Source organism: Streptomyces sp. NPDC003635 (assembly GCF_053587635.1).
The window spans coordinates 69899-96755 of record NZ_JBSFOK010000025.1 but is presented as its reverse complement, the minus strand read 5'-3'; the positions used below and the strand labels follow the sequence as shown (position 1 = coordinate 96755).

Sequence of the window (26857 nt, the reverse complement as noted above, 5' to 3'; positions counted from 1 at the left end):
CTAGCGGGCCTCGGCCTCGCGGACCTGCTCCGGCGTGGGCGCCGTACCCCCGAGGTGCGCGGGCATCCACCAGGTGTCGCTCGCGTCCTTGGGGCGCACGGGGTACGCGCGCTGGGCGGCCTCCAGGAGCTCCTGGACGCGCTCGCGCAACTGACGGGTGATGGCGCCCGCGTACTTGTCCCTGGACGCCTCGACCGCCTCGCCGACCCGGATGGTGATGGGGATGTGGCTGCGCTTGAAGTTGCGCGGGTGGCCCTTGGTCCACAGACGCTGGGTGCCCCAGACGGCCATGGGGATCAGCGGGACGCCGGCCTCCTGGGCGAGCCGGGCGGCACCCGACTTGAAGCTCTTGAGGGTGAACGACTGCGAGATCGTGGCCTCCGGGAAGACGCCCACGATCTCACCCGAGCGCAGCGACTCCAGCGCGTGCTGGTAGGCGGCCTCGCCCTGCTTGCGGTCGACCGGGATGTGCTTCATCCCGCGCATCAGCGGGCCCGAGATCCGGTGCCGGAAGACGGACTCCTTCGCCATGAAGCGCACCAGGCGCTTCTGGGGGAGTGCGGCCAGGCCGTTGAAGACGAAGTCCAGGTAGCTGATGTGATTGCTCACCAGCACGGCACCACCCGAGCGCGGGATGTTCTCCGACCCCTTGCAGTCGATCTTGAGGTCCCATGCCTTGAACAAGGTGACGGCGAGACCGACGACGGGGCGGTAGACAAACTCTGCCATGGACGGGGTGGACCCTTCCTTCTCTGCCTGGGAAGGTTGCTCCCGGCGCGAAAGCTACGCAGCCGTAGGTTTACGGCATGTCGCAGATCGTGCCCGAAGAACGAGCGGGTAGCCAGCCCTGGTGCCGGTGAACGGCGAGATCCTCGTCACGTCACCCCGTGATCCACCTCGGGTTTTATCGTTTTCTTACTCTGCGCGAACCGTCATCCGCCGTACCAGCAGGTACATCTCGCACCCCAGGCAGTAGCCGAACGCGGCGTTCAGGAAGGCGGCCCCGAGCGCCGCCCCGGTGGCGGCGAGACCCAGCCACTCGGGCCCGACGATGTAACCCACCAGCCCCAGGCCGGCGAAGAGGAGTCCCACCGCCTGCGCGAACCGCGGCGGTTCCGGCGGCTCGAAGGCGACAGGCGGACCGAGTCGCGGCCGTACCGCCGTGCGGAACAGCCATCCGTAGGGGGACTTGCCCACCCCGCCCGCCGCGCCCAGCGCGAACGCCAGCGTCTGCCAGGCCAGCAGCCAGGCGCTCCCGGTGACCAGGACGGCGGCCAGCACCGCGCTGGTCACGGCTGCCCCGAAGCGGGGGCCTCTTGCGTCGATGTCCATGGATCAAGCATTCCGCAGGGCCGGGAGATCCCGGAAGGCGGGAATCTTTGCGGTCTCGTGAATGCTGGTGCAGGTGATGACCGGACTGGTGGTGTGCGTGGCGGTGCTCGCGGCGGCGAGCGCCTACGGAGTGCTGCAGCGGCGGCGGAGCGGGAGAGTGCGGGTGCGCGGGCGGGACGAGGGCAAGCGGCTGGGGCCGGACGAACTGGGCGGGCCGCTCGGCGAACGGGCCACCCTCGTGCAGTTCTCCAGCGCCTTCTGCGCGCCCTGCCGGGCCACCCGGCGGGTTCTCGGCGAGGTGGCCGCGATGGTCCCCGGGGTGGCGCACGTCGAGATCGACGCCGAGGACCGGCTGGAACTGGTGCGGGAGCTGGACATCCTCAAGACGCCCACGGTCCTGGTGCTCGACGCCGAGGGAAGCGTGGTGCGGCGGGCCACCGGACAGCCTCGCAGGGCGGACGTGATCGCGGCGCTCGGCGAGGCGGTGTGAGAGGTCACGGCCCGACAGTGAGTCATCTCCCACATCGCCGCACGTACTTGACTGTACGAACCAACTATCGTCAGTCTGACGGGATGTCCCCCGCGCAACCCCTCCCCAGGTGACCATGACCGCCACGCCCGACGTCGACGCCAGGCTCGCCTCCCCCGAACTGCTGCGCTCCGTCTTCCGGCGGCACGCCGCCGGCGTCGCGGTGATCACCGCCCGCGGGGAGCACGGCCCCGTCGGCTTCACCGCGACCTCCCTGGCCTCGGTCTCCGCGGAACCCCCGATGCTCTCCTTCGGTATCGGTACCGGTTCCTCCTGTTGGCCCACCGTCTCGCGAGCCACTCATGTCGGCGTGCACCTGCTCGCCGAGCACCAGCACGACCTCGCGGCCACCTTCGCCCGCAGCGGCGCCGACCGCTTCGCTCCGCCCACCGCGTGGCGCGAGGGCCCCGAGCGGGTGCCGGTCCTCGACGACGTCCCGGCCTGGCTGGTCTGCCGGGTCGCGGCCCGGGTTCCGGCCGGTGATCATCGGATCGTGCTGGCGGAGCTCCTGTTCGGGCAATCCGCCGGTCCCGGGCGCCCGTTGGTCTACCACCAGGGCGGGTTCATCGGCCTGCGCGACTGACCGGGTATCGGACGGTTCTGCGAAATGGTCCAGTTCCGATTACGCTGCGTTGCGAAGGTCACAGTTCAAAGCGCTTGCTTAGCGGGAACGAACTGGGTGTACTGACGAGTAATATTTCGATCGGAGCGCAGGTCGCCCCGATCGGGAACGGCCGCTTCAGGCGCCTATGCTGCCTGCAAGTAGGCAGCAGAGAAATGTCGACGCAGTAGGAGAGCCGGCGTGAGCTTGAGGATCGTTGTCACTGTGAAGTACGTGCCCGACGCCACTGGCGACCGGCACTTCGCCGATGACCTGACCGTCGACCGGGACGACGTGGACGGTCTGCTCTCCGAGCTCGACGAGTACGCCGTCGAGCAGGCGCTGCAGATCTCCGAGAACTCGGACGACGACGTCGAGATCACCGTCCTGACCGTGGGCCCCGAGGACGCCAAGGACGCGCTGCGCAAGGCGCTTTCGATGGGCGCCGACAAGGCGATCCACGTCGAGGACGACGACCTGCACGGCACCGACGCCCTGGGCACCTCGCTGGTGCTGGCGAAGGCGATCGAGAAGGCCGGCTACGACCTGGTCATCTCCGGCATGGCGTCCACCGACGGCACCATGGGTGTCGTCCCCGCGCTGCTCGCCGAGCGCCTGGGCGTCCCGCAGGTCACCCTGCTCTCCGAGGTCTCGGTCGCCGACGGCACGGTCAAGGGCCGCCGCGACGGCGACGCCGCCTCCGAGCAGCTCGAGGCTTCCCTGCCGGCGGTCGTGTCGGTCACCGACCAGTCGGGCGAGGCGCGTTACCCCTCCTTCAAGGGCATCATGGCGGCCAAGAAGAAGCCGGTGGAGTCCTGGGACCTGGAGGACCTCGAGATCGACGCCGAGGAGGTCGGCCTGGAGGGCGCGTGGACCAAGGTCGACTCCGCGGCCGAGCGTCCGGCCCGTACCGCCGGCACGATCGTCAAGGACGAGGGCGAGGGCGGCAAGCAGCTCGCTGAGTTCCTCGCGGGCCAGAAGTTCATCTGAGTCCGGATTCGCTGACCGCCCCTCATCTTTCGCAAGCAGGAGAGAAGAAGTCCCATGGCTGAAGTTCTCGTCTACGTCGACCACGTGGACGGTGCCGTCCGCAAGCCCACCCTGGAACTGCTGACCCTGGCCCGCCGCATCGGCGAGCCGGTCGCCGTGGCCCTCGGCAACGGCGCGGCCGACACCGCCGCCGCCCTCGCCGAGCACGGCGCGGTCAAGGTCCTCACCCACGACGCCGCCGAGTACGCCGACTACCTGGTCGTGCCGAAGGTCGACGCCCTGCAGGCCGCCGTCGAGGCCGTCTCCCCGGCCGCCGTGCTGGTCCCGTCCTCCGCCGAGGGCAAGGAGATCGCCGCCCGTCTGGCGCTGCGCATCGGCTCCGGCATCATCACCGACGCCGTCGACCTCGAGGCGGGCGACGAGGGCCCGGTGGCCACCCAGTCGGTGTTCGCCGCCTCCTTCACCACCAAGTCCCGGGTCGCCAAGGGCACCCCGGTCATCACGGTCAAGCCGAACTCGGCCGCCGTGGAGGCCGCCCCGGCCGCCGGCGCGGTCGAGGCCCTGGCCGTGACCTTCTCCGCCCAGGCCACCGGCACCAAGGTCACCGGCCGTACGCCGCGTGAGTCGACCGGCCGTCCGGAGCTGACCGAGGCCGCGATCGTCGTCTCCGGCGGCCGTGGCGTGAACGGCGCGGACAACTTCGCGATCATCGAGTCGCTCGCCGACTCCCTCGGCGCGGCCGTCGGTGCCTCGCGTGCCGCCGTCGACGCCGGCTGGTACCCGCACACCAACCAGGTCGGCCAGACCGGCAAGTCGGTCTCGCCGCAGCTGTACATCGCCTCCGGCATCTCCGGCGCGATCCAGCACCGCGCCGGTATGCAGACCTCGAAGACGATCGTGGCGATCAACAAGGACGCCGAGGCCCCGATCTTCGACCTGGTCGACTACGGCGTGGTCGGCGACCTCTTCGACGTCGTCCCGCAGCTCACCGAGGAGATCAAGACCCGCAAGGGCTGATCCCGCGGCAGGCTGTACGAGGCCCCCGTGACCGTTCCTGCGGTCGCGGGGGCCTCGGCGTGTTCGCGTGTTCAGCCCAGGGTCAGCGAGGCCTGCACGGGTAGATGGTCGCTCGGGAACTGGCCGTCCAGGGCGAAGGTGTTGATGGCCGCCCGGTGCGCGGTGACGCCCGGGGTGGTCAGGATCCAGTCGATGCGGTCGCCGTCCGGCACCAGCGGCCGGTAGCCGTGGAAGGTCGCGTACTGCGGGCTCCGCTCGGCGGCCGTGTCCCAGGTGTCGAGGAGTCCGGCGCCCAGCAGCTTGTCGTAGACGACGTTCTTGTGCGCGGCGACGTTGAAGTCGCCGGTCACCACGACCGGCAGGGCCGGGTCGAAGCCGGCGATCCGCTCGGCGATCAGGGCGGCGCCGCGTTCGCGCGCGGGCTGGGCGCGGTGGTCGAAGTGGGTGTTCAGGACGTAGAACTCCCGCTGGCCCGCGCGCCGGTCGCGAAAGCGGATCCAGGTGACCATGCGGGGGAAAGCGGCGCCCCAGGTGTTCGAGCCGATCACGTACGGCGTGTCGGAGAGCCAGAAATGGTCGTACTCGAGCGGGGTGAGGCGGCGGGTGTCGTAGAAGACGGCCATGGACTCGTCGGCGCTGCCGTGCAGGCGGCCGGTGCCCACCCAGTCGTAGTGCCGGCCCAGGTCGGTGCCGATGTCGAGGAGTTGCGGGAAGAGGCCTTCCTGGGTGCCGATGACGTGCGGGGCCTCGCGGCGCAGCAGCTTGCGCATCACGGGTCGGCGTACGGCCCAGCTGTTGGGTTCGACGGTGCTCGCGAAGCGCAGGTTGAAGGACATGACCTGCAGATGGCGGCGCGGGCGTTCCTCCGCCGCCGCGGACTGGGCGGGCAGTGCTGTACTGGACAGGGGAGTGGTCACCGCGGCGGCTAACGCGGCCTTCAGGCCCAGACGGCGCGTGACTCGGCTGTGGTGCGGCACGGTGGCTCCTTCGACGGGAACTGCCGGACGAGTCGTGCGGACGTGCCCCATGAGTGTCACAGCGTGCCATGAGGTGGGCGTGAACATGGCGAGAGTGCGGGGTTTCGCCCCGTGGACATGGTGTTGACCTTCAGGAGGGCCCCGGATAACTTCGTTCTACGGATTGTTGATTCCGTACAGCGGAAAACAGGAGGATGTGGGATGGGCCAGGGCCAGCAGGAGCAGGTGTCGACGAGCCTGGCGGGCGCCGTCAGCGAGGAGATCAGCGCCTCCCTCGCGCCGGTCGACGCCGAACTGGAGCGCCGCTACCCCGGAGACCCCGGCACCCGCCAGCCCGTCCACACCGTTTACGTCCCCGGCGACGTCTTCGCCGCCGGCACGATCCGCTCCTGGGGTGACCAGGCCCTCGCCGCGCTCGACGAACACGCTCCCGACGCCGCCTCCTTCGCGGCCGTCCTCGGCCTGTCCGACGACCTCGCCGGGCCGGTCTACACGCGGGTGCGGGCCAAGCTGGAGCGCGAGCCTGTCGAGGACCTACGCGTCGACTTCGAGGACGGCTACAAGGGCACCGACGAGGACCGGCACGCCGCCCGCGCCGCACGGCTCGTCTCCGACGCCTGCAAGAACGGCACGGCTGCCCCCTACATGGGCATCCGCATGAAGTGCATGGAGGCCCCGGTCCGGGACCGCGGTATCCGCACCCTCGACATCTTCCTCAGCGGCCTGATGGAGGCCGGCGGGCTGCCCGACGGCCTGGTCCTCACCCTGCCCAAGGTGACCTACCCCGAACAGGTCACCGCGATGGTCCGGCTGCTGGAGGCATTCGAGAAGGCCCGCGGCCTCACGCCCGGGCGGATCGGCTTCGAGATCCAGATCGAGACCAGCCAGTCCATCCTCGCCACCGACGGCACCGCCGCCGTTGCCCGCATGATCCAGGCCGCCGAGGGCCGCGCCACCGGACTGCACTACGGCACCTTCGACTACAGCGCCTGCCTCGGTGTCTCCGCCGCCTACCAGGCCAGCGACCACCCGGCCGCCGACCACGCGAAGGCGATCATGCAGGTCGCGGCGGCCGGCACCGGCGTGCGCGTCTCGGACGGCTCCACCAACGTCCTTCCGGTCGGTACGACGGAGAAGGTGCACGAGGCCTGGAAGCTGCACTACGGCCTCACCCGCCGTGCCCTCGCCCGCGCCTACTACCAGGGCTGGGACATGCATCCCGGCCACCTCCCCACCCGGTACGCGGCCGTCTTCGCCTTCTACCGCGAGGGCTTCGAGACCGCCGCCAAGCGCCTGGCCGCCTACGCCAACCAGGTCGACGGCGACGTCATGGACGAGCCCGCCACCGCCAAGGCCCTCGCCGGATACCTCCTGCGCGGCCTGGACTGCGGCGCCCTCGACCCCGGCGAGGTCACCCGCCTCACCGGCCTGACCCTGGCCCGCCTCCAGACCTACGCCGGCCCGCGCCGCGCGGACCTGACGCCATCCGCCAAGTAGCGGGTCCGTCACGGCCGTCGGCACCCCGCGGAGCCCGGTCACTCCCGCCCCTTAGGCTGTACGCCACACACGGACGGCTCACAGGAACGGGGCAGGGGTGTCTTCGGGGGAGAACGGGCGGACCGGCGAGACGGGGCGGGTGCTGGCCGGGCGGTACCGCGTCCTGGGCCAGCTCGGCCGAGGTGGCATGGGCGTGGTCTGGCGGGCCGTCGACGACGTCCTCGGGCGCGAGGTCGCCGTCAAGGAGCTGCGTACCTACATCGACGCCGAGGGCCCCGAACTCGACGCGCTGCGGCTGCGGATGCAGCGCGAGGCCCGTGCGGCGGCCCGGGTGCGCCACCCCGGAGTGGTGGCCGTGCACGACGTCACCGAGGTCGACGGACGTCCGCTCATCGTCATGGAGCTGGTCGACGGTCCCTCCCTGGACGACGTGCTGCGCGAGCGCGGCACGCTGGACGCCCGGGAGGCGGCCGGGATCGGCGCCAAGGTCATGGACGCGCTGGCCGCCGCCCACCGCGTCGGCGTGCTGCACCGCGACGTCAAGCCGGGCAACATCCTGCTCGACCGCTCCGGCCGGGTCGTGCTCACCGACTTCGGCATCGCCACCATGGAGGACCCGGGCGACGGCTCGGCCACCCATCTCACCCGCAGCGGCGAACTGGTCGGCTCCCTGGACTACCTGGCGCCCGAGCGCGCCCAGGGCGCCCAGCCGGGGCCCGCCTCCGACGTCTGGGCGCTCGGGGCCACCCTCTACGCCGCCGTCGAGGGCTCCTCGCCCTTCCGCCGCACCTCGACCTTCTCCACGCTCACCGCCATCGTCGGCGAACCGCTGCCCGCACCGCACCGCGCCGGACCGCTCGCCCCCGTCCTCCAGCGGCTGCTGGAGAAGCGCCCCGAGGCCCGTCCCGAGGCCGAGGAGGCCCGCGGGCTCCTCCAGGCCGTCGCCGACTCCGACGGCCGCGACACGCCCACCACGACCCTGCGCGGTACGGCTCCGCCGGACCGGGCGGCGACGGAGATCGGCATTCCGTCGGTGCCGCAGGGCTTCGGCCCGCCGGGACGGACGGGACAGGCAGGGCAGACAGCGCAGGCGGGCCGCCCTGGGCCGACAGCGGCCACCAGCCCGCTGGACAGCCCCGCCCGCTCCCGCCGCAGGAGCCGCGTCCTGCTCGCCGCCGCCGCGGTCACCGTCGTCCTCGCCACCGCCGGCGTCACCGTGGCCGTGCTGAGCAACGGAGACGACACCAAGGCGGCCGGAGGGCCCACCTCGACCGCCGGCTCCCGCACGCCGTCCTCCCCGAGGACGACCTCCGCCGACGCGAAGCCCACCGACACCAAGCCCAGCGGCACGCCCGAGGAGAAGTCCCCGACCCCGAGCCGCAGCGCCGAGACCACGCCGACACCCAAGCCCACCCCGAGCAGGACCTCGGGCGGAGGCGGCGCCACGATCCCGGCGGCCGCCTGCCACCCCATCGGCGGCGGCAAGTACAACTGCGAGGTCTGGAAGACCGCGAAGTCCTACCACGCGGACGGCACCGAGGCCGGCGTCCTGGGCGCGGGCACCAACTACTTCTACTGCCAGCAGAACCTGGGCCGCCGCGAGACGTCCGGGCGGTGGACCAACGTCTGGTGGGCGAAGACCGACGACGACAGCGGGAACGCCGACGTCTGGGTCAGCGACGTCTACGTCAAGGGCGGCGACAACGACGAGCCGGTGCCCGGACTCCCGCTCTGCTGACCGACGTACCGCTCCAGGCCGTGCTCGGTCACCAGCCGCTCCCGCGCGAACAGCCGGGTGCCGCGCTCGCACAGCACGTGGTCAGCGCGGGCCCGCTCGCAGAACTCCTCCGGGGTGGCCCCGAACAGCTCCCTCAACCGGGCGGAACCGAGGAGCAGTTCGGTGATCAGCTTCCGCTGGCCGGGATGGGTGCGCGGCGTTCCGGCGCCGTTGCGCAGGACGCCCCGGCGATTGACGTACGAGAAGACACCCGGCAACGTCGTGCCGTCCGCCAGGTCGACGCGCACCTCGGGTGAAGGCAGCCACGCCCGGCGGTAGTTGCCGAGGGGCAGCGGTACGCCCTCGCTGGCGTCGATCACCGCGAGCTGCTGGGGATCGAGCCAGAGAACGAACAACTTCCTCACGGTGCCGGGGGAGCGGACCGGCGACGCCGACACGTACCCCAGGCGGCTCACATGGGCCGACACACCGATCTCCACGCCCGTGACACGCGCCCTGACCATGGGGAGCGGCGAGGCGATGCCCGACTCGGCCATCTTGTGCCGCAGTTGGCCGGGGCAGGCGTTGGAGCCGATGGCGAGGACGGGGGTGCGGTCGGTGTGGGTGAGCCGGTCCAGGGCCAGGAACCGCTCGCCGTCCAGGAGCCCGGAGTCCGCGGGCCAGGTGCCGGGGTAGAGCAGCGGATGGTCGCGCGGTGCGAGTCCGAGTCCCAGCGCCTGGAGCGTCCGGTCGTCCATGGCGCCCTCAGTCCGCCGGGGGCAGTTCGCCCGAACCGCGGGTGATCAGACGCGTGGGCAGCTCGATGCGCTCGGGGGTGACCAGGGTGCCGTCGAGCTGCCGGAACAGGCGCTCGGCGGCGGTACGGCCAAGGGCCGCCGCGTCCTGCGCGACGACGGTGACGCCCGGCTGCAGCAGATCGGCGAGTTCCAGGTCGTCGAAGCCCACGAGCGCGACCTGGCGGGTCTGCTCGGCCAGCACGCGGATGACGGTCACCGTCACCCGGTTGTTGCCCGCGAAGATCGCGGTGACCGGTCGGGGCCCGGAGAGCATCTCCTCGGCGGCCCTGCGCACCCGCTCGGGGTCGGTGACGCCCAGGGACATCCAGGAGCCCTCGACCGGTATCTCCGCGTCCTCCATGGCCGCCCGGTAGCCGCGCAGCCGCTCGGCGGCGGTGTGGATGCGGGGCATGTCGCCGACGAAGCCGATCCGGCGGTGGCCGTGGGCGATCAGATGGGCGACGCCGTCCCGGGCGCCGCCGAAGTTGTCCGACAGCACCACATCGGCGTCGATCTTCCCGGCCGGACGGTCCACGAACACCGTGGCCACGCCCGCTCTGATCTCCGGCTCCAGATACCGGTGGTCGTCGCCGGCGGGGATCACCACCAGGCCGTCCACCCGCCGCGCGCACAGCGCCAGCGCCAGCTCCTGCTCCCGGTCGGCGTCCTCGGCGCTGGAGCCGTTGATCAGCAGCGCTCCGTGCGCCCGTGCCACCTCCTCGACCGCGCGGCTGAGCGGGCCGTAGAAGGGGTCCGCGAGGTCCTCGAGGACCAGGCCGATGCTGGCGGTACGGCCCTTGCGCAGCACCCTCGCGCTGTCGTTGCGGCGGAAGCCGAGCGCCTCGATGGCCTCCTGGACGCGGCGCTCCGTCTCGGGCGTGACCCCGGGCTCGCCGTTGACCACCCGCGAGACCGTCTTCAGGCCCACTCCGGCCCGTGCGGCCACGTCCTTCATCGTCGGCCGGTTGCCGTAGCGGTTCTGGGGCGAGCGGTCGGCGCGGCGGATGGTCTCGGGCACGATGCGGGTCCTGTCCTGTTCGTCCACGGGGTGCGTCCCCGTCTACGAGGATGCGTCTTCGTCCACGGGGGTGCGTCGATCCACAGTTTGTATGAGGATGTGGCGTCGAGCATAGAGCCTGGACAACGTTGTCAGATGCGGGGGACACTGTCCACCGCACTTTCCGGCCCGCACCCCACGGCGTGACCGGCCTGCCCTTTTCCGCTGGTTGACCGGGAGATCTGACTCTGATGCACACCGACCTCGTGGCCGCGCTCGACATCGGCGGAACGAAGATCGCCGGAGGTTTGGTGGACGGCCACGGCCGGATTCTGGCGCGCGCCCAGCGTCCGACGCCGGCGAGGGAGGACGGTGACACCGTGATGGGCGCCGTCGAGGCGGTGCTGGGTGAACTGACGGCCTCACCGCTGTGGGGGCGTGTGGGCGCCCTCGGGATCGGCAGCGCGGGGCCGGTGGACGCCTCCGCGGGCACGGTGAGTCCGGTGAACGTGCCGGGCTGGCGGGAGTATCCCCTGGTCCGGCGGGTCCGGGAGGCGACCGGCGGGCTGCCCGTCGAGTTGATCGGCGACGGGGTGGCCATCACGGCGGCCGAGCACTGGCAGGGCGCGGCGCGCGGTCACGACAACGCCCTGTGCATGGTGGTGTCCACAGGTGTCGGCGGTGGTCTCGTCCTCAACGGTCGGCTGCACCCCGGCCCCACCGGCAACGCGGGCCACATCGGTCACATCAGCGTCGATCTCGACGGCGACCCCTGCCCGTGCGGTGCGCGCGGTTGCGTCGAGCGGATCGCGAGCGGCCCCAACATCGCCCGGCGCGCCCTGGAGAACGGCTGGGTGCCCGGACCCGACGGTGACACCTCCGCCGCCGCGGTGGCCGCCGCCGCTCGCGTCGGTGACCCCGTCGCCGTGGCCTCCTTCGAACGGGCCGCGCAGGCCCTGGCCGCCGGGATCGCGGCCACCGCGACCCTGGTCGAGATCGACATCGCGGTCATCGGCGGCGGCGTGGGCAAGGCGGGCGAGGTCCTGCTCGCCCCGCTGCGCAAGGCCCTCGCCGACTACGCCACCCTCTCCTTCGTCCAGCGCCTGGCGGTGACCCCGGCCCAGATGGGCACGGACGCGGGGCTGGTGGGGGCGGCGGCAGCGGCGCTGACGCGACGGGCGGACGCGGCGGCGGTGTGATCGTCTCCTGGGGGCGGCAGGAACGTTCCGGCGGGTACGGGTGATCCGCTTTCCGGCCGCGACACCGTGACCCTTCACCCGCGGCGCAGTTGAACCGGCCATGAAGAAGCGCAGCATGCTCGCCATCGCCTCCCTGGCCACCGGATTCGTCGTCGCGGCGGTCACGCCGTCGCACTCGCTCGGCAGCGATCTGACCGACCTCGACGTGGGGGACACGCTCAGCTCCCTCAGCACCGTCGAGGACACGATCGCCAGCGACAGCCTGGCCGTCGAGGACAACGCCCTCGGGCAGAACAACGACTGACGAGCCCGACGGCACGGCGCCGGTGTCCCGCACCCCGGGGGCACCGGCGCCGCCGCGCGTGCGCCCTCAACTGGAACTGGTTTCCGTGGCAGGGTGGAGCGGGCAAGCCACAGGGGGCCAACAGCAGAGGGGGAGTCTGTGATCGTCTGGATCAACGGGCCTTTCGGTGCGGGGAAGACCACCACCGCACGGGAACTGATCGAACTGATCCCGAACAGCACGCTCTTCGACCCCGAGGTCATCGGCGGAGCACTGCCGCACCTGCTGCCGCCCAAACACCTCGCCGAGGTCGGCGACTTCCAGGATCTGCCGATCTGGCGACGTCTCGTGATCGACACGGCGGCCGCGCTGCTCGCCGAGCTCGGTGGGACCCTCGTGGTTCCCATGACCCTGCTGCGCCAGGAGTACCGCGACGAGATATTCGGCGGCCTCGCCGCGCGCCGGATCGCCGTACGGCACATCCTCCTGGCCCCGGCGGAAACGATACTGCGCGAGCGGATAGCGCGCCGGGAGGTCCCCGACGTCCCCGACGGCGAACTACGGACCCGGCAATGGTCGTACGACCACATCGAGCCCTACCGCTCCGCGCTCGCCTCCTGGCTCAGCGCCGACGCCTACCCCGTCGACAACGGCCCGCTCACCCCGTACCAGACGGCCGCCCGCGTCGCCGAAGCCGTCGCCGGGGGAGACGTGCCCGCCTGCGACATCGTGCAGACCCCCGAGCCCACCGCCGAGACGGTGGCGGCCGGCGTCCTCCTCTTCGACGAACAGGACCGTGTCCTGCTCGTCGACCCCACCTACAAGGCGGGCTGGGAGTTCCCCGGCGGTGTCGTCGAACCCGGCGAGGCGCCCGCGCGCGCGGGCATGCGCGAGGTCGCCGAGGAGACGGGGATCCGGCTCACCGACGTACCCCGGCTCCTCGTCGTCGACTGGGAACCGCCCGCGCCTCCCGGCTACGGCGGACTGCGCCTCCTGTTCGACGGCGGCCGGCTCGACTCCGGGCGGGCCGAGCGGCTGCTGCTGCCCGGACCCGAACTGCGCGCCTGGCGGTTCGCGAGCGAGGAGGAGGCCGCCGACCTGCTGCCACCGGTGCGCTACGAACGCCTGCGCTGGGCCCTGCGCGCCCGCGAACGCGGGGCCGCGCTGTATCTGGAGGCGGGTATTCCCGCCCCCTGACAGGTCCTGCCGCGTCCTGCGGTCAGCTCGCCGCGTAGTTGCGCAGGAACAGCGCCTCCGCCACGGACAGGCGCTCCAGTTCCTCGGGCGAGACGCTCTCGTTCACGGCGTGGATCTGGGCCTCCGGCTCGCTCAGGCCGATCAGGAGGATCTCCGCGTCCGGGTAGAGCGCCGCGAGGGTGTTGCACAGCGGGATGGAGCCGCCCTGCCCGGCGTACTGCATCTCCTGGCCCGGGTAGGCCTCGGCCATCGCCTGCGCCATCGCCGCGTACGCCGGGCTGGTGGTGTCGGCGCTGAACGCCTGGCCCTGGCCGACCTGGTCGACGCGCACCCGCGCGCCCCACGGCGTGTGCGCCTCGATGTGCGCCTGGAGCAGCTTGGTCGCCTCGGCCGCGTCCACACCCGGCGGCACCCGCAGGCTGATCAGCGCGCGGGCGCTCGACTGCACGGACGGGGTCGCGCCGACCACCGGCGGGCAGTCGATGCCGATGACCGTGACGGCCGGACGCGACCAGATACGGTCCGCGACCGTGCCGGAGCCGATCAGCTCCACCCCGTCCAGCACCTTGGCGTCCTTGCGGAACTGCTCCTCGTCGTACTGGAGCCCTTCCCACTCGGTACCCGGCGCGAGCCCGTCGACCGTCGTCGAGCCGTCCTCCGCGCGCAGCGAGTCCAGGACGCGGATCAGCGCGCCCAGCGCGTCCGGGGCCGCGCCGCCGAACTGGCCGGAGTGCAGGTTGCCCTGCAGGGTGTCGATCTGCACCCGGAGCATGGTCATGCCGCGCAGCGTCGTGGTGACGGTCGGCAGGCCGACCCGGAAGTTGCCCGCGTCGCCGACGACGATCGTGTCCGCCGCGAGGAGCTCGGGGTGCGCCTCGGCGTAACGCTCCAGACCGCCCGTGCCCATCTCCTCGGAACCCTCGGCGATCACCTTGACGTGCACCGGGACACCGCCGTTGGCCTTCAGCGCCCGCAGCGCCAGCAGGTGCATGATCAGGCCGCCCTTGCAGTCGGCGGCACCCCGGCCGTACCAGCGACCGTCGCGCTCGGTCAGCTCGAACGGCGGGGTCCGCCAGGCCGCCTCGTCCAGCGGCGGCTGCACGTCGTAGTGGGCGTAGAGCAGGACGGTCTTCGCGCCCTCCGGGCCGGGCAGATACCCGTACACCGACTGCGTGCCGTCGGGGGTGTCCAGGAGGGCGACGTCCTCGAAGCCCTCGGCGCGCAGCGCGTCCGCGACCCAGCGTGCGGCGCCCTCGCTCTCGCTCCGGGGGAACTGGTCGAAGTCCGCCACCGACTTGAACCGCACCAGTTCGGCGAGTTCCGTCCACGCCCGCGGCATCAGCGAGGCGACGGTCTCGGCGACCGGATTCGACGACATGGGCACGCTCCTCGTGGGTGCGACGTTGTACCTGTGCGTACTTCTTGTACGGCTGATCGTGTGAGCGTAGGCCCCGCCGGGTGCGGTGGGCACCTACATCGCCGATCCTCCCACAGCGGCCTGCGGTGACCGCCGCCGTAGGATGCGGGAGACAGATGCGGCAGGCGGCTGATCGGGAGCAGTAGACCATCGTGAGCAGCGAGAACTCTTCGGCGGACGACGGGCAGCGGGTGTGGGACGTCGTCGTGGTCGGCGCGGGGCCCGCGGGGGCCTCCGCCGCGTACGCGGCCGCGGTCGCGGGGCGGCGTGTGCTGTTGCTGGAGAAAGCCGAGCTGCCGCGCTACAAGACCTGCGGCGGCGGCATCATCGGCCCCTCGCGGGACGCGCTCCCGCCCGGCTTCGAACTGCCCTTCCGGGACCGGGTGCACGCGGTGACGTTCTCCCACAACGGCCGCTTCAGCCGCACCCGCCGCTCCAAGCAGATGCTGTTCGGGCTGATCAACCGGCCCGAGTTCGACCAGCAACTGGTCGAGCACGCCCAGAAGGCGGGGGCCGAACTGCGCACCGGGGTGACCGTGCAACGCGTCGAGCAGCACGGCTCCGCGGTGCCGGACCGGCGTACGGTCGCCGTCGTCCTGCAGGGCGGCGAGACGGTGCTCGCGCGGGCGGTCGTCGGCGCGGACGGCAGCGCCAGCCGGATAGGAGCGCACGTCGGGGTGAAGCTGGACCAGGTCGACCTCGGTCTGGAGGCGGAGATCCCGGTGCCGGAGACCGTCGCCGAGGACTGGCAGGGGCGGGTGCTCATCGACTGGGGCCCGATTCCCGGCAGTTACGGCTGGGTCTTCCCCAAGGGCGACACCCTCACGGTCGGGGTGATCTCGGCGCGCGGCGAGGGCGCGGCCACCAAGCGGTATCTGGAGGAGTTCATCGGCCGGCTCGGGCTCGCCGGGTTCGAACCCGCCATTTCCTCCGGGCATCTGACGCGGTGCCGGGCGGACGACTCGCCGCTGTCGCGGGGACGGGTGCTGGTGTGCGGGGACGCGGCGGGGCTGCTGGAACCGTGGACCCGGGAGGGCATCTCCTTCGCCCTGCGTTCCGGGCGGCTCGCGGGGGAGTGGGCGGTGCGGATCGCCGAGGCGCACGACGCGGTGGACACGCGCCGCCAGGCCCTGAACTACGCGTTCGCGGTCAAGGCCGGGCTCGGCGTCGAGATGAGCGTCGGCAAGCGGCTGCTGACGGTGTTCGAGCGGCGCCCCGGGCTGTTCCATGCCGCGCTGACCGGGTTCCGGCCGGCCTGGCGGTCGTTCATGGAGATCACCCGCGGGTCGACGTCACTGGGCGAGCTGGTGCGCAGCCACCCGATGGCCCAGCGCGCCCTTACGGCCATGGACCGCAGGGCCGCCGGCCAGGAGCCCATGCCCGTCGGCGGAGAGGCCGCGGGCGGGGAGTCCGGCGCCGGGTCCTGAGGCTTGCCGGGCAGGCCCTAGTTCTTCACGGTCACCTGGAACACCGGGTGGTCGGGGGCGATGCGGCGCAGGTCGGCCTCGGGGGAATCGGGGCCGACTCCGTTGAAGAAGACGCCGACCTCGGCCTTCCAGCGCTTGAGGTAGGCGCGCAGCAGGGGGGCCTTGTCGTCGTCGGCGATCTCGGTCGCCGTGAAGACGTCCACCTTCTTGCCCAGGCGGAGTTCGCCACCTCCGGCCGCGCGCATGTTGTGCGTCCACTGGACGTGGCCGCGCGGGGCGATGAGGTAGTGGCGGCCGTCGACGGTGAGCAGGTTGACGGGGGTGGTCCGCCACTGGCCGCTTCTGCGGCCGCGGACGGCGAGGACGCGGGAGCCCCACACGCTGAGACCGCGACGGGTCAGCCAGGAGATGGCGCGGTTGAGGACGTTGACGGTGAACCAGCCGGGCTTCTGGACGTGCGTGGACATGGGTCCCCCAGGTGTCAGGTGTCAGGTGTCAGGTGTCAGGTATCGGCAGAACGCGGTGCGCTGGGTGAGCGGTGCTCTCCTCTGTGAGCAGCGCTCCATGGCTGTGAGTGCCGCCTTGCGTGAGCAGCGCTCTCCAGTGTGAGCACTGCTCTCGTTTGCCGCGTGTCCAGTGTGGACGAGATCGGTGCTCCCTTGCAAGAGCAGTGCTCTCTTTTTAGTGCGCCGCTCTCCTTTGTGTGCACTGCTCTCGCTTTCATGCGACACTGCCCCGCATGAGCAGCGCACAGGGAAGCACTCCCCAGGGCGTCCGGGCCCGGGCCAGGATCGAGGTCACCGCGGCCATCAAGGACGAGGCACGCAGACAGCTCGCCGCCGACGGCGCCGCCAAGCTCTCGCTGCGCGCCGTGGCCCGCGAGCTCGGCATGGTCTCCTCCGCGCTCTACCGCTACTTCCCCAGCCGCGACGACCTGCTGACGGCACTGATCATCGACGCCTACAACTCCGTCGGGGAGAGCGCCGAGGCCGCGCGGGACGCCTTCGCCGACGCGGGCCCCGCGCACCGCTGGGTCGCGGTGTGCGAAGGCGTACGCCGCTGGGCGCTGGCGCACGAGCACGAGTACGCGCTGATCCACGGTTCACCGGTCCCCGGCTACACCGCCCCCGACACCACGATCCCGGCCGCCTCCCGGGTCGGCCAGGTCTTCATCGGCATCCTGCGCGACGCCCACCAGGGCCTCGGCCTCGCGAAACCGCCCCTCCCCGCCGACCTGCGCCCCGAGGCCGAACGCATGACCGCCGACTTCGCGCCCGACCTCCCCCCGGAGACGGTCGCCGCCCTCATCGCCGCCTGGGCCCAGCTCTACGGCCTGGTCGGGTTCGAACTGTTCGGTCAGTTCCACCGGGTCGTCGAGGACCGCGAGCGGTTCTTCCGTCACGCGGCGGGCCAACTCGCCGTGGGCGTCGGCCTGGTGTATCCGCAGTCGGGACCGGCCCGCGCGGGGGAGTGAGTCGGCCGCACGAGGCGGCGCGGCGTACTTCCCCGGGAGTACGTGTGATCACCACGCGCGGGTGACGCGGCCCGAAGGCGCGGGCGTCTAGCGTGGCGGGCATGGAGGAGAAGCGCGGGGCCGTGGCCGGTCCGCCGCAGTGGTGGCGCAGTGGTCCGCCCTGGTGGCGGGAGAGGGAGCAGGGCCGGTGGCCGTGGCGGTCCACCCTGCTGGTAACCGCCTTCGTCCTCGCCGGATCGAACTTCGCCGCCGAGGAGCAGACGGGCGAGCGGGCCGACCTCGACCTCTTCGCGCGGGCACTGCTGCTCGTGGCCGGGCTTCTGCTGCTGTGGCGGCACCGGTACCCGGTGGTGGTCGCCTTCGGTACGGCGGCCGCGGCCATGGGCTACCTGGGCGCCGGGTATCCGTACGGGCCGGTCTTCCTGACCGTGGCGATCAGTTGCTTCAGCGCGATCGTCGCGGGGCACCGGCGGGCCGCCTGGGCGGCGCTGGGCACCCTGTGGGTCGGGCACGTCCTCGTCGCCCACTGGCTCTATCAGTGGCTGCCGCCCTCGGGCGACTCGCCCGCGCCCTGGGGGCAGGAGGGCGTGGTCGCCGCCTGGGTCCTCGCGATCGTGGCGTTCTCGGAGCTGGTACGGACCCGGCGGGAGCAGTGGGCCCGGGAGCGGGCCGAGCGGGCGCGGGCGGCCGAGCGGCGGGCCGACGAGGAGAGGCTGCGGATCGCCCGCGAACTGCATGACGTCCTCGCCCACAGCATCTCCGTCATCAACGTCCAGGCGGGCGTCGGTCTCGCGTTGCTGGACTCCGATCCCGAGCAGGCGCGCACGGCGCTGACCACCATCAAGGCCCAGAGCAAGGAGGCGCTCGGCGAGGTGCGGCAGGTGCTCGATACGCTCCGCACGCCGGGAGACGCGCCGCGCACGCCCGCGCCAGGACTCGACCGGCTGCCCGAGCTGGTGGACCAGGCGGCCGCCGCGGGACTGACGGTTCATGTGCACGGCACACCGCCCACGCTCCCGCCCGGAACCGACCTCGCGGCCTTCCGTGTCGTCCAGGAGGCGCTCACCAATGTCGTACGGCATTCGGGATCGCGGCACGCGCGCGTGCACCTCCAGCACGACGGCGGGACGCTCCGGATCCGGGTCGACGACGACGGTCCCGCGACCGGCGCCGACGCGGGCGGCGGCGGCAACGGACTCGCCGGAATGCGCGAGCGTGCGGCAGCCCTGGGTGGCACGATCGAGGCCGGCGCACGGGCCGACGGCGGCTTCCGCGTGGTCGCCGTGCTGCCCCTCACCGCCAAGGAGGACGACCGGTGATCCGCGTACTGCTCGCCGACGACCAGTCGCTGGTGCGCGCCGGTTTCCGGGCGCTGCTCGACGCGCAGCCCGACATCGAGGTGGTCGGCGAGGCCGCGGACGGTGCGGAGGCGCTGCGCGCGGTGCGTGAACTCGCGCCGGACGTCGTGCTGATGGACATCAGGATGCCCGTGCTGGATGGCCTTGCCGCGACCCGCCGGATCACCGAGGACGACCGGCTCAAGGACGTGCGGGTGGTGATGCTCACGACCTTCGAACTCGACGAGTACGTCTTCCAGGCCATCCGCTCGGGCGCCTCCGGGTTCCTGGTCAAGGACACCGAGCCGGAGGAACTCCTGCGCGCGGTACGGGCGGTGGTCGCCGGGGACGCGCTGCTCTCGCCCGGGGTGACCCGGCGGCTGATCGCCGAGTTCGCCGCACGGTCCAAGGAGCCCGCTGCCGCCGGCGCCCTGGCCGAACTCACCGAGCGGGAGCGGGAGGTGATGGCGTTGGTGGGCATCGGCCTGTCGAACGAGGAGATCGCGCGTCGGCTCGTGGTCAGCCCGCTCACCGCCAAGACCCACGTCAGCCGGACGATGGTGAAGCTGGGCGCCCGCGACCGGGCCCAACTGGTCGTGCTGGCCTACGAGTCGGGGTTGGTGCGGCCGGGCTGGCTGGGCTGAGCCGAACGCCGGAACCGCACCAGCACGCTGATCACGCGGGCGACGAAGAGGATCACGGCCACCGCCTTGGCGCCGAGCACCAGCAACGACTCCGCCGTACCCGGCAGCTCGAACAGCAGCGCGGGACCGGCGAGGGCGCCGAAGACCACGCCCGCCGCGAACAGCGCGCTGCACAGCGCGTACCCGAGCTCGACGACGTACGCGTCCTGCTCGGCCTTGGTGCGCCGTCCGCCGTCGCCATTCATGCCCGTCCCCCGTCCGCGCTCATGTACGGAGTGAAACAGGCGGGTGCCCGGCCGGGCAAGCGAAACCCGGCCGGGCACCCGTGGTGGAGGCGTCCCCCTAGTCGCGGACCGGAACCCGGTCCGTCTCCGCCTCCCGCACAGTGGACTGGGCGACCACGAGGGTCTGCTGGGCGGGCCTCTTGCCGCGCAGGCCCGTGAGCGTGATCAGCAGGCCCGCGACGGCGACGAGCGCCACCACCACGAAGCCGGGGCGGTAGCTGTCGAGGACCGCCTGCGGGGTGGGGTTCTCGGGCGCCCCGGCGGTCACCACCGCCGTCACCACGGCGAGGAAGATCGCGCCGCCCACCTGCACCGAGGTGTTCAGCAGACCGGAGACCATGCCCTGCTCGTGGTCGTCGACGCCGTTGGTGGCCTGGATGTTGAGCGACGGGAAGACCAGCGCGCAGGCCGCGCCGATCAGCAGCATCGACGGCAGGATGGTCGCCGCGTAGACCGGGTCCAGGTCGACCTGGAGGAACAGCGCGTAGCCGACGACCATGAGCGCGAAGCCCGCCGCGATCAGCCGCTGGGTGCCGAACCGGTCGACGATCGAGCCGACCTTCGTCGAGGAGAGCGCCACCAGGGCGCCGGCCGGCAGGAAGGCGAGCGCGGTGTGCAGCGCCGACCAGCCGAGCAGGGACTGCATGTACAGCGTGGTCAGGAACTGGAAGCCGACGTACGAGCCGAAGAACGCGATGGCGCCGAGCTGGGCGCGGATCTGGTTGCCCGAGCGGAGCACGCCGAGCCGGACCAGCGGGCCGGGCGAGCGGCGCTCGACCAGGACGAACGCGGTCAGCAGGACGGCGACGGCGAGGAAGGACAGCAGGGTGCGGGCGGAGGCCCAGCCGACCTCGGGTGCCTGGACGACGGTGAACACCAGCAGCAGCATGGCGGCGGTGCCGAGGACGGCGCCGGGGATGTCGTAGCCGTCGTGGTCCTTCTCGCGGGAGCTGCGCGGCAGCAGCTTCAGGCCCGCCAGCAGGGCGATCAGGGCGATCGGCGCGGGCAGCAGCATGGTCAGGCGCCAGCTGGCCTCGGTGAGCAGGCCGGAGAGGACCAGGCCCATGGAGAAGCCGGTGGCGGCGCAGGTGGTGTAGATGGCGAGGGCGCGGTTGCGCAGGGGGCCCTCGGCGAAGGTCGTGGTGATGATGGACAGGCCGGCGGGCGCGGTGAAGGCCGCGCTGAGGCCCTTGATGAACCGGCTGGCGATGAGCAGCGGGCCGGAGTCGACGAGCCCGCCGAGCAGCGAGGCGAGCGCGAAGACGCCGAGGGCGACCAGGAAGACCTGGCGGCGGCCGAGCAGGTCGGCGGTGCGTCCGCCGAGGAGCAGCAGTCCGCCGTAGCCGAGGATGTAGCCGCTGACGATCCATTGCAGTGTCGAGGTGGAAAGGCCCAGGTCGGCACCGATGGAGGGCAGGGCGACGCCGACCATCGAGACGTCCAGGGCGTCGAGGAACATCGCGGCGCAGAGAACCAGCAGGGTGCCCCACAGCCGAGGTGTCCAGCGGCCGTCGGACGTGGGCGCGGTGAGCGGAGAGGTCATGCGGCAGACACTACATGCGCATGCATTGAATGCAAATACATTTAATTCCGATGCAATAATCTCGCGTCTCTGCTACGGTGCGCCCATGGCGGCGAACAAGGCCGAGCAAACGCTCGTGGACCAGTGGCGGGACATCCTGTCGCTGCACGCCCGCACGCAGTGCGAACTCGATCGGGCACTGCATCAACACGGCTTGTGCGGCAGCGATTTCGAGGTACTGGACGTGCTCGCCGGCGGCGCGTGCGCCCAGCGCGTCCAGGAGATCGCCGAGCACGTCCATCTGAGCCAGAGCGCGCTGTCCCGGCTGATCGCGCGGCTGGAGAAGGACGGCCTCGTCGAACGCCGGATGTGCCCCGAGGACCGGCGGGGAGTGAAGGTCGCGCTCACGTCGAAGGGGCGCGATCTGCACGGCGAGGTGCTGCCGGTGCAGCGCGCCGTGCTGACGAAGATGCTCGCGCACTGACCGACGGCGGCACGCCCGGGGACTCGGCTCCGCGAGCTCGGCCCCGGATGCTCAGCGCCACGTGATCGCGGACTTCTCCCGCCACAGCGCGGCCACCTCCGCGTCGCCCTGGACCACGGGGAACGGCGCCCGGTTCCACAGCGCGGCGTACAGCCCCGCGACGGGCCCGGACACCTCGCAGTCCGCCTGACCGGTCTCACCGCGCGCCGCCGCGGGCGGCTCCTCGGACAGTCGTACGGTCCACACCGCGTCGGCCGCGTCGGTCGCCCGAACCCGCAGGACCCGTGGCTCGGCGCTGCGGACCCGGCTCTTGGGGCGGGCGTGCATGGCGAGAAGGAGTTCGTCGATGCCGTCGGCGGCGACGGCGGGGTCGATGTCGCCCGGCGCACCGCCGTCGGCCGCCTCCGCGTCGAGGCGGTGGATCGTCGTCTCGTGCGCCTGACGGCGGGCCCAGAAGGCGAGCGGTGAGGGCGCGGGCAGGAAGTGCCAGCACCGGACGTCCGGTTGGGCGCAGCCGAGGGTGTCGACCAGGTGGCGGTGGCCCTCGCGGAACCAGGTGGTGAGCTCGGTGCCGGCTACGGCGGGCGGGTCCTGGGCGGGCTGGAACGCGGCATGTCCCTCGGCGACGAACGCCGCCGCCCACCGGTGCACCATCCCGGTGTGCCGCACCAGATCGGCCACCTGCCAGCCCGGGCAGGTCGGCACCTTCGCATCGGTGCCGGCCCGCTCGGCCGCCTCGGCCAGCAGTCGGCCCTCCCGGTCCAGAGCGCGGATGAACTCGGCAGTCTCCATGGGCCGAGTCTGCCTCATGAGGGCGGCCGTAAGGGTTTCGTCATCGGTTCGAGGCTGCCGTACGCCCAGGTGATCCGCTGGAATGAGGGGGACGGCAACTCTTCTCGATTCGGGGGCAGATCATGGGACGCGTGCGGAAATCGGTCATCGGCGGGGTGCTGGTGGTCGCGGTCGTCGCGGTCGGGTTCGGGCTGTACTGGTTCGCGCCGTGGAAGCTGTGGCAGGACGAGACCGTGGACGAGGCGCTGCCCGTCGCGGTGGGGTCGACGCCGGGCACCGGAGAGCCGTCGTCCGGGAACGCCGGGGAGACGTCGGCCCCGGCCGCCGAACCGGCGCCGCGGATCCTCGCCCGGGGGGATCTGATCAGCCACGAGCACGACACCTCGGGCAGCGTGCAGCTGGTACGGCTGTCCGACGGCTCCCATGTGGTCCGCCTGGAGAATCTCGACACCAGCAACGGCCCCGACCTGCGGGTGTGGCTCACCGACGCCCCCGTGAAGGAGGGCACGGCCGGCTGGCGCGTCTTCGACGACGGGGAGTACGTCAGCCTCGGCAAGCTGAAGGGGAACAAGGGCAGCCAGAACTACGTCGTCCCGGCCGACCTGGACCTGAACCGCTACAGCAGCGTCAGCATCTGGTGCGACCGGTTCGACGTCTCCTTCGGAGCGGCGGAACTCGCGCGGGCCTGAGCGCCTCAGGGCGCGAGTTCCGTGGAGGTGCGCCGGGTGGCGAAGCCGATGGCCGCGGCGACGGCGGCGAGTACGGCGACGCTGGTCAGGGCCGTGGGCAGGGAGGACCACTCGGCCATGAAGCCGATCGCGGGCGGGCCGAGGAGCATGCCGCCGTAGCCGAGGGTGGAGGCGGTCGCGACCCCGCTCGGACCGGCGAGCGCGCCCGCGCGCTCGATGGCGACCGGGAAGAGGTTGGCGAGCCCGAGTCCGGTGACGGCGAACCCGACGAGGGTGGCCCACACGGACGGGCTGAGCGAGCCGAGGAGCATGCCGGCGGCCGCGGTGGCGCCGCCGAGGACGACGGTACGGGTCCGTCCGAGCCGCTGGAGCAGCGTCGACCCGGTCAGCCGTCCGAGCGTCATGGCGAGCGCGAAACAGGAGTACCCCACGGCCGCCATCCCCGGTGAGGCGTCCAGGTCCTGTTCGAGATGCAGGGCGCCCCAGTCGGCCATGGCCCCCTCGCCGTACGCCGTGCACAGGGCGATCAGCCCGAAGACGGCGACGAGTCCGCGTGTACGGCGGTCCAGGCGCCGCGGGCCTTCGGGGCGCTCGGGTGTCCGCGCCGGCCGGGGCGGCTCGATCCGCAGCAGGACGCGCCCCGCGAACAGGGTGACGATCAGCCCGACGACGGTGAGCCCGAGCAGATGCCGGGCGGGCGAGAGGCTCCCGGCGACGAGCCCGCCGAGCCCCGCCCCGACCATGCCGCCCAGGCTGAAGGCCGCGTGGAAGCTGGGCATGATCGGCCGCCGCAGCGCGGTGACGAGATCGACGGCGGCGCTGTTGAAGGCGACGTTGATCCCCCCGTACGCGGCGCCGAAGAGCAGCAGCACGGCGGTCAGGGCGGGCACGGAGTGGGTGAGCGGTGGCAGGGCGACGCTGAGGGAGAGCAGCACGGCACAGACGACGGTGACCGGATGGGTGCCGTACCGACGGCACAGCCGCCCGGTGAGCGTCATGGTCACGACCGCGCCCGCGGAGACGCCGAGCAGGGCCAGCCCGAGGCTGCCCGCGGAGGCGTCGACCTGCTCCTTGATCGCCGGGATCCGTACGACCCAGCCGGCGAAGACGAAGCCGTCGAGTGCGAAGAAGACCGTGAGGGCGACACGGAGGCGGGTGAGGTCGGTTGCGGTTCCCGGCACGACGTTGTGCGAACGGGGTTTGTTTATTTGCGGCACAAAGTCAGGCTAGAAGGGGAGGAGGGCCGGGGCAAGTGACTTGTGCGCGGGCGTCGGCCGGGTCGGGCGTCGGGCAGTGAGGCCGCGCGGTGCTCCCACGCGGTGTGGGCGTCCTCCCCGACGATGGCGAGCGGGGTGCTGATCGCCGCGCGGCAAGCGTCCTCGTCGGCGAGTTCCCGTGCCGAGGTCGGGCCGTCTGCCGCCGTGGAACGGACGAGGTGGCAGGAGCGGACGCGGGCGGGGTCGAGTTCCACCGAGCTGTCCGCCGGCGCCGCGAACACCCGCCCGTCCCCGGTTCGATCGGTGACGTGAATCCGGCCGGCGCATGCCCGCACGGCCGCCGGGGCGCACACCGCGACACCGATCGGGAGCCCTACCGCGGCCCGGACGAGCAGCGTCTCGGAGCCCTGGTCGGTGACGAGGCGGACGGCGGCCGCACGGAGCGCCGCGTCGGTCGGCCGAACCAGTTGGCGGCGCGTCTCCACCAGGCCCTCCAGGCACGGCGGCGGGCCGCCAGGCTGCGTCGGTGAAGCGCTCGCGGGGCGCGGACCGGACCGGTGCGACGGTCGGAGCCCCGAGTGGTGCATCGGGGCACGGCCTCAACCGACTTCGACCGCAACGGGTCTCCCGCGTACGACCTTCGGGCCAACCCTGATCACCAGGACGGCGTCGCGTTCGCGACCACGCGGTCCGCCACCGCGAACCCCGTTCCGCAGTCGCCGCACACCGCCCGCCCGAACAGAAAGGGCAGCCGCCGAGCCACTTCCGACTGCCCGTCGGCGAGGGCGCGATCGCGCAGCCGCCCGGCCACACCCTCCAGCTCCGCCGGATCCGCCGGACCCAGCGGTGCCCGCTCCACCTCGCCCAGCGCGTAGTCCTCGCTGCAGGAGAAGAAGCCCTCCTCGCCCATCACGATGAACAGGTTCACGCCGCAATGAGGGCAGTCGACCTCGTATTCGCCCTGGACGAGGTTGTCCAGATGCTCGTCCCAGACCTCGACGCCCTCGAAGGCCAGGGCAGCCTGGAGCAGCCCGACGTAGTCCTCCATGTCCAGCGGCAGGCGGAGGGACTCATCGGTGAGCCGTGCCAGCTCCGCGATCTCCGACGCGTGGCTCCCAAGGGCGGCGACACCCTCGACCGAACGGCGCGCGCAGGACACGATCGGGCCCGCGGCGAACAGCACCCAGGTCCGCTCCCCGGGCTCGCGGCCTGCCGCGATCTCCGTGAGCCGGGGCAGCGCCGCGAAGCTCGCCGAGAACGCGGTGTCCAGCATCGGGCACAGCCGGTCCATCAGCTCGGACCACACGCCCCGTGGGTCGGCCTCGAACCGGTCGAGCAGTGCGGGGACACCCTCCGCCGAGCCGTGTGCGTCGCTGAGCTCGAACCAGTCCGTCATGGGCCTGATCCAAGCAGACCGTGGCCGGTTGCGAGGACCCGCCCCGGGGTCGGCGCGAAGGCGCCTCGCGGACGCTGTCCGAGCCGCCCGCCTCCAGGAACGTGGTCCTCGTCGTGCCCCGGTGCGGTCGCCTGTCGAGGAGTCCTGCTCCGCTCGGGACGCGGTCCGTCCGTGGCGACCGTCCTCACGACGCCCGGGCGTCGACCACCCAACAGGCGGCGGTGAAACGGACTTCCGTGCCGTGGACGTACTCGTCGAAGGCGGGGCGGACCGCTTCGACGACCCGCTCCCGGGTTTCCTCGTCCACGTCCGGGAGGATCATGCCGAGCGGCCCGAGCCGGGTGAAGTAGCGGACAAGGTCCTGTACAGGAAGGGCGCAGGTCACGTCGTACGGCCGGATGCCGATCCCGGTCCAGCCGCCGGCCGTGAGTAGTTGCCGCACGTGGTCCGGGTCCGCGAAGGCGAACTGGCCCGGCCCGCTCGGCCGACGGGCGGGGAGTTCCGGCAGCAGGGGGGCCGCGGCGCGCTCGGCCGTCGTCATGAACGGGTTCTCCTCCACCCCGCGCCATACGACGAACCGCAGCCCGGCCTCGTCCGTAGCGGCCCGCCGCAGGTTGGCGAAGGCGCGCACGGAGTCGTTGAAGAACATCACCCCGAGGCGCGAGACGACCGTGTCGAAGACCGCGGGCTCGAAGGCGTGCTCCTCGGCGTCGGCCTGGACGAAGGAGGCCGGCGTGCCCTCCCGTTCGGCCCGTTCCCGCGCGGCGGTGACCATCGGCTCGGAGATGTCCACGCCGACGCAGCTGCCCGTCGGACCGAGCCGCCGCGCGACGGCCAGTGTGGTGCCGCCGGTACCGCAGCCGACGTCGAGAACGCGGCCTCCCCGCCCAGCGGGCACCGCCTCCACGATCAGCCCCTCCAAGGGCCTGAGCATGTCGTCGAGCAACGCCTGCTCCTCGACCCAGACATGACCTGCCCGGGCCCAGCGGGCCGCCTGATCGTCACCGGTGTTCGTCACGCTCATCATCGTCTCCTCTGCTT

29 protein-coding genes are annotated in these 26857 nt (G+C 72.1%); 15 read left to right on the top strand and 14 right to left on the bottom strand.

The features are described 5' to 3' along the window. Together ACWDRW_RS23370 and ACWDRW_RS23365 are read right to left on the bottom strand one after the other, a co-directional pair. Positions 1 to 729 (bottom strand): lysophospholipid acyltransferase family protein, encoded by a 729-nt coding sequence (locus tag ACWDRW_RS23370; protein WP_451725932.1) that lies wholly within the window; start codon positions 727 to 729, stop codon positions 1 to 3. Positions 730 to 915: 186 nt separating this feature from the next. Beyond that, the gene (locus ACWDRW_RS23365; RefSeq protein ID WP_451725930.1) at positions 916 to 1332 is read right to left on the bottom strand and encodes a DUF4395 domain-containing protein; all 417 of its coding nucleotides are present in this window, start codon (positions 1330 to 1332) and stop codon (positions 916 to 918) included. Positions 1333 to 1408: 76 nt separating this feature from the next. On the opposite strand from ACWDRW_RS23365, the gene ACWDRW_RS23360 reads away from it, so the two are divergent. From ACWDRW_RS23360 to ACWDRW_RS23345, 4 genes are all read left to right on the top strand, one after another. Continuing rightward, positions 1409 to 1822 carry a TlpA family protein disulfide reductase gene (locus tag ACWDRW_RS23360; RefSeq protein ID WP_451725975.1) on the top strand — a complete coding sequence of 138 codons (414 nt, stop codon included), beginning with the start codon at positions 1409 to 1411 and terminating at the stop codon, positions 1820 to 1822. Between the two features lie 115 nt (positions 1823 to 1937). Beyond that, a complete protein-coding gene (locus tag ACWDRW_RS23355; protein WP_451725928.1) occupies positions 1938 to 2444 on the top strand; it encodes a flavin reductase family protein in 507 nt (168 codons plus the stop codon). A 219-nt stretch (positions 2445 to 2663) separates the two neighbouring features. Beyond that, positions 2664 to 3452 (top strand): electron transfer flavoprotein subunit beta/FixA family protein, encoded by a 789-nt coding sequence (locus ACWDRW_RS23350; RefSeq protein WP_451725927.1) that lies wholly within the window; start codon positions 2664 to 2666, stop codon positions 3450 to 3452. A 54-nt stretch (positions 3453 to 3506) separates the two neighbouring features. Beyond that, the gene (locus tag ACWDRW_RS23345; protein WP_451725925.1) at positions 3507 to 4469 is read left to right on the top strand and encodes an electron transfer flavoprotein subunit alpha/FixB family protein; all 963 of its coding nucleotides are present in this window, start codon (positions 3507 to 3509) and stop codon (positions 4467 to 4469) included. Positions 4470 to 4540: 71 nt separating this feature from the next. Here ACWDRW_RS23345 and ACWDRW_RS23340 read toward each other — a convergent pair whose 3' ends face one another. Continuing rightward, positions 4541 to 5446 (bottom strand): endonuclease/exonuclease/phosphatase family protein, encoded by a 906-nt coding sequence (locus ACWDRW_RS23340; protein ID WP_451725923.1) that lies wholly within the window; start codon positions 5444 to 5446, stop codon positions 4541 to 4543. 201 nt (positions 5447 to 5647) lie between these two features. Here ACWDRW_RS23340 and ACWDRW_RS23335 point away from each other — a divergent pair, with 201 nt between their 5' ends. Next, the gene (locus ACWDRW_RS23335; protein ID WP_451725921.1) at positions 5648 to 6943 is read left to right on the top strand and encodes a DUF6986 family protein; all 1296 of its coding nucleotides are present in this window, start codon (positions 5648 to 5650) and stop codon (positions 6941 to 6943) included. Positions 6944 to 7040: 97 nt separating this feature from the next. After that, complete coding sequence (locus ACWDRW_RS23330; RefSeq protein WP_451725920.1) at positions 7041 to 8681, top strand: protein kinase domain-containing protein; 1641 nt, start codon at positions 7041 to 7043, stop codon at positions 8679 to 8681. Here the strand turns inward: ACWDRW_RS23330 and ACWDRW_RS23325 are convergent. Together ACWDRW_RS23325 and ACWDRW_RS23320 are read right to left on the bottom strand one after the other, a co-directional pair. Then, positions 8627 to 9418 (bottom strand): hypothetical protein, encoded by a 792-nt coding sequence (locus ACWDRW_RS23325; protein ID WP_451725919.1) that lies wholly within the window; start codon positions 9416 to 9418, stop codon positions 8627 to 8629. The two genes, ACWDRW_RS23330 and ACWDRW_RS23325, sit on opposite strands and share 55 nt — an antisense overlap. A 7-nt stretch (positions 9419 to 9425) precedes the next feature. Beyond that, positions 9426 to 10475, bottom strand: a complete 1050-nt coding sequence (locus ACWDRW_RS23320) for a LacI family DNA-binding transcriptional regulator (RefSeq protein ID WP_451725974.1) — start codon at positions 10473 to 10475, stop codon at positions 9426 to 9428. 230 nt (positions 10476 to 10705) lie between these two features. On the opposite strand from ACWDRW_RS23320, the gene ACWDRW_RS23315 reads away from it, so the two are divergent. The 3 genes from ACWDRW_RS23315 to ACWDRW_RS23305 all read left to right on the top strand — a co-directional run bounded on the left by ACWDRW_RS23315 (position 10706) and on the right by ACWDRW_RS23305 (position 13133). Beyond that, a complete protein-coding gene (locus ACWDRW_RS23315; protein ID WP_451725917.1) occupies positions 10706 to 11653 on the top strand; it encodes an ROK family protein in 948 nt (315 codons plus the stop codon). A gap of 100 nt (positions 11654 to 11753) precedes the next feature. Then, positions 11754 to 11957, top strand: coding sequence for a hypothetical protein (locus tag ACWDRW_RS23310; protein WP_451725916.1), 204 nt, complete (start codon positions 11754 to 11756; stop codon positions 11955 to 11957). Between the two features lie 138 nt (positions 11958 to 12095). Continuing rightward, complete coding sequence (locus ACWDRW_RS23305) at positions 12096 to 13133, top strand: NUDIX hydrolase (RefSeq protein WP_451725915.1); 1038 nt, start codon at positions 12096 to 12098, stop codon at positions 13131 to 13133. Positions 13134 to 13155: 22 nt separating this feature from the next. Here the strand turns inward: ACWDRW_RS23305 and ACWDRW_RS23300 are convergent, their stop codons facing one another. Further along, positions 13156 to 14511: a M20/M25/M40 family metallo-hydrolase gene (locus ACWDRW_RS23300; protein WP_451725913.1), complete on the bottom strand. Its 1356-nt coding sequence runs from the start codon at positions 14509 to 14511 to the stop codon at positions 13156 to 13158. A 191-nt stretch (positions 14512 to 14702) separates the two neighbouring features. Here ACWDRW_RS23300 and ACWDRW_RS23295 point away from each other — a divergent pair, with 191 nt between their 5' ends. Further along, the gene (locus ACWDRW_RS23295; protein ID WP_451725911.1) at positions 14703 to 15977 is read left to right on the top strand and encodes a geranylgeranyl reductase family protein; all 1275 of its coding nucleotides are present in this window, start codon (positions 14703 to 14705) and stop codon (positions 15975 to 15977) included. 17 nt (positions 15978 to 15994) lie between these two features. On the opposite strand, the gene ACWDRW_RS23290 is transcribed toward ACWDRW_RS23295, so the two are convergent. After that, positions 15995 to 16444: a nitroreductase family deazaflavin-dependent oxidoreductase gene (locus tag ACWDRW_RS23290; RefSeq protein WP_451725910.1), complete on the bottom strand. Its 450-nt coding sequence runs from the start codon at positions 16442 to 16444 to the stop codon at positions 15995 to 15997. A 272-nt stretch (positions 16445 to 16716) separates the two neighbouring features. On the opposite strand from ACWDRW_RS23290, the gene ACWDRW_RS23285 reads away from it, so the two are divergent. From ACWDRW_RS23285 to ACWDRW_RS23275, 3 genes are all read left to right on the top strand, one after another. Beyond that, positions 16717 to 17451, top strand: a complete 735-nt coding sequence (locus ACWDRW_RS23285) for a TetR/AcrR family transcriptional regulator (protein ID WP_451725909.1) — start codon at positions 16717 to 16719, stop codon at positions 17449 to 17451. 101 nt (positions 17452 to 17552) lie between these two features. After that, the gene (locus ACWDRW_RS23280; RefSeq protein WP_451725908.1) at positions 17553 to 18770 is read left to right on the top strand and encodes a sensor histidine kinase; all 1218 of its coding nucleotides are present in this window, start codon (positions 17553 to 17555) and stop codon (positions 18768 to 18770) included. Beyond that, positions 18767 to 19432: a response regulator gene (locus tag ACWDRW_RS23275; RefSeq protein WP_451725907.1), complete on the top strand. Its 666-nt coding sequence runs from the start codon at positions 18767 to 18769 to the stop codon at positions 19430 to 19432. Before ACWDRW_RS23280 ends, ACWDRW_RS23275 begins: the two co-directional genes overlap by 4 nt. On the opposite strand, the gene ACWDRW_RS23270 is transcribed toward ACWDRW_RS23275, so the two are convergent. Then, positions 19393 to 19677, bottom strand: coding sequence for a DUF6332 family protein (locus ACWDRW_RS23270; RefSeq protein ID WP_451725905.1), 285 nt, complete (start codon positions 19675 to 19677; stop codon positions 19393 to 19395). The genes ACWDRW_RS23275 and ACWDRW_RS23270 overlap by 40 nt on opposite strands. Before the next feature lie 97 nt (positions 19678 to 19774). Beyond that, complete coding sequence (locus ACWDRW_RS23265; RefSeq protein ID WP_451725904.1) at positions 19775 to 21259, bottom strand: MFS transporter; 1485 nt, start codon at positions 21257 to 21259, stop codon at positions 19775 to 19777. A gap of 85 nt (positions 21260 to 21344) precedes the next feature. Between ACWDRW_RS23265 and ACWDRW_RS23260 the strand changes: the two genes are divergently transcribed. Next, a complete protein-coding gene (locus ACWDRW_RS23260; RefSeq protein WP_451725903.1) occupies positions 21345 to 21722 on the top strand; it encodes a MarR family winged helix-turn-helix transcriptional regulator in 378 nt (125 codons plus the stop codon). A 51-nt stretch (positions 21723 to 21773) separates the two neighbouring features. On the opposite strand, the gene ACWDRW_RS23255 is transcribed toward ACWDRW_RS23260, so the two are convergent. After that, entirely contained in the window at positions 21774 to 22514 is a 741-nt protein-coding gene (locus ACWDRW_RS23255) for a maleylpyruvate isomerase family mycothiol-dependent enzyme (RefSeq protein ID WP_451725901.1), read from the bottom strand. A gap of 122 nt (positions 22515 to 22636) precedes the next feature. Here ACWDRW_RS23255 and ACWDRW_RS23250 point away from each other — a divergent pair, with 122 nt between their 5' ends. Next, a complete protein-coding gene (locus ACWDRW_RS23250) occupies positions 22637 to 23203 on the top strand; it encodes a DM13 domain-containing protein (RefSeq protein ID WP_451725900.1) in 567 nt (188 codons plus the stop codon). Between the two features lie 5 nt (positions 23204 to 23208). Here the strand turns inward: ACWDRW_RS23250 and ACWDRW_RS23245 are convergent, their stop codons facing one another. The 4 genes from ACWDRW_RS23245 to ACWDRW_RS23230 form a co-directional block, all read right to left on the bottom strand. Continuing rightward, a complete protein-coding gene (locus ACWDRW_RS23245) occupies positions 23209 to 24384 on the bottom strand; it encodes an MFS transporter (RefSeq protein WP_451725898.1) in 1176 nt (391 codons plus the stop codon). Positions 24385 to 24407: 23 nt separating this feature from the next. Further along, positions 24408 to 24905: a hypothetical protein gene (locus ACWDRW_RS23240; RefSeq protein WP_451725897.1), complete on the bottom strand. Its 498-nt coding sequence runs from the start codon at positions 24903 to 24905 to the stop codon at positions 24408 to 24410. 170 nt (positions 24906 to 25075) lie between these two features. Continuing rightward, positions 25076 to 25816, bottom strand: coding sequence for a hypothetical protein (locus tag ACWDRW_RS23235; protein WP_451725895.1), 741 nt, complete (start codon positions 25814 to 25816; stop codon positions 25076 to 25078). 184 nt (positions 25817 to 26000) lie between these two features. After that, complete coding sequence (locus ACWDRW_RS23230) at positions 26001 to 26840, bottom strand: class I SAM-dependent methyltransferase (protein WP_451725894.1); 840 nt, start codon at positions 26838 to 26840, stop codon at positions 26001 to 26003. Between the last annotated feature and the right edge of the window lie 17 nt (positions 26841 to 26857).

Excerpts from the sequence above, each read along its gene's own strand:
- ACWDRW_RS23310 (WP_451725916.1), top strand. The coding sequence starts at position 11,754 with ATGAAGAAGCGCAGCATGCTCGCCATCGCCTCCCTGGCCACCGGATTC.
- ACWDRW_RS23345 (WP_451725925.1), top strand. The coding sequence starts at position 3,507 with ATGGCTGAAGTTCTCGTCTACGTCGACCACGTGGACGGTGCCGTCCGC.
- ACWDRW_RS23335 (WP_451725921.1), top strand. The coding sequence starts at position 5,648 with ATGGGCCAGGGCCAGCAGGAGCAGGTGTCGACGAGCCTGGCGGGCGCC.
- ACWDRW_RS23265 (WP_451725904.1), bottom strand. The coding sequence starts at position 21,259 with ATGACCTCTCCGCTCACCGCGCCCACGTCCGACGGCCGCTGGACACCT.
- ACWDRW_RS23255 (WP_451725901.1), bottom strand. The coding sequence starts at position 22,514 with ATGGAGACTGCCGAGTTCATCCGCGCTCTGGACCGGGAGGGCCGACTG.
- ACWDRW_RS23370 (WP_451725932.1), bottom strand. The coding sequence starts at position 729 with ATGGCAGAGTTTGTCTACCGCCCCGTCGTCGGTCTCGCCGTCACCTTG.
- ACWDRW_RS23270 (WP_451725905.1), bottom strand. The coding sequence starts at position 19,677 with ATGAATGGCGACGGCGGACGGCGCACCAAGGCCGAGCAGGACGCGTAC.
- ACWDRW_RS23325 (WP_451725919.1), bottom strand. The coding sequence starts at position 9,418 with ATGGACGACCGGACGCTCCAGGCGCTGGGACTCGGACTCGCACCGCGC.
- ACWDRW_RS23360 (WP_451725975.1), top strand. The coding sequence starts at position 1,409 with ATGACCGGACTGGTGGTGTGCGTGGCGGTGCTCGCGGCGGCGAGCGCC.
- ACWDRW_RS23285 (WP_451725909.1), top strand. The coding sequence starts at position 16,717 with ATGAGCAGCGCACAGGGAAGCACTCCCCAGGGCGTCCGGGCCCGGGCC.
- ACWDRW_RS23260 (WP_451725903.1), top strand. The coding sequence starts at position 21,345 with ATGGCGGCGAACAAGGCCGAGCAAACGCTCGTGGACCAGTGGCGGGAC.
- ACWDRW_RS23365 (WP_451725930.1), bottom strand. The coding sequence starts at position 1,332 with ATGGACATCGACGCAAGAGGCCCCCGCTTCGGGGCAGCCGTGACCAGC.
- ACWDRW_RS23300 (WP_451725913.1), bottom strand. The coding sequence starts at position 14,511 with ATGTCGTCGAATCCGGTCGCCGAGACCGTCGCCTCGCTGATGCCGCGG.
- ACWDRW_RS23230 (WP_451725894.1), bottom strand. The coding sequence starts at position 26,840 with ATGAGCGTGACGAACACCGGTGACGATCAGGCGGCCCGCTGGGCCCGG.
- ACWDRW_RS23250 (WP_451725900.1), top strand. The coding sequence starts at position 22,637 with ATGGGACGCGTGCGGAAATCGGTCATCGGCGGGGTGCTGGTGGTCGCG.
- ACWDRW_RS23290 (WP_451725910.1), bottom strand. The coding sequence starts at position 16,444 with ATGTCCACGCACGTCCAGAAGCCCGGCTGGTTCACCGTCAACGTCCTC.
- ACWDRW_RS23235 (WP_451725895.1), bottom strand. The coding sequence starts at position 25,816 with ATGACGGACTGGTTCGAGCTCAGCGACGCACACGGCTCGGCGGAGGGT.
- ACWDRW_RS23355 (WP_451725928.1), top strand. The coding sequence starts at position 1,938 with ATGACCGCCACGCCCGACGTCGACGCCAGGCTCGCCTCCCCCGAACTG.
- ACWDRW_RS23315 (WP_451725917.1), top strand. The coding sequence starts at position 10,706 with ATGCACACCGACCTCGTGGCCGCGCTCGACATCGGCGGAACGAAGATC.
- ACWDRW_RS23280 (WP_451725908.1), top strand. The coding sequence starts at position 17,553 with ATGGAGGAGAAGCGCGGGGCCGTGGCCGGTCCGCCGCAGTGGTGGCGC.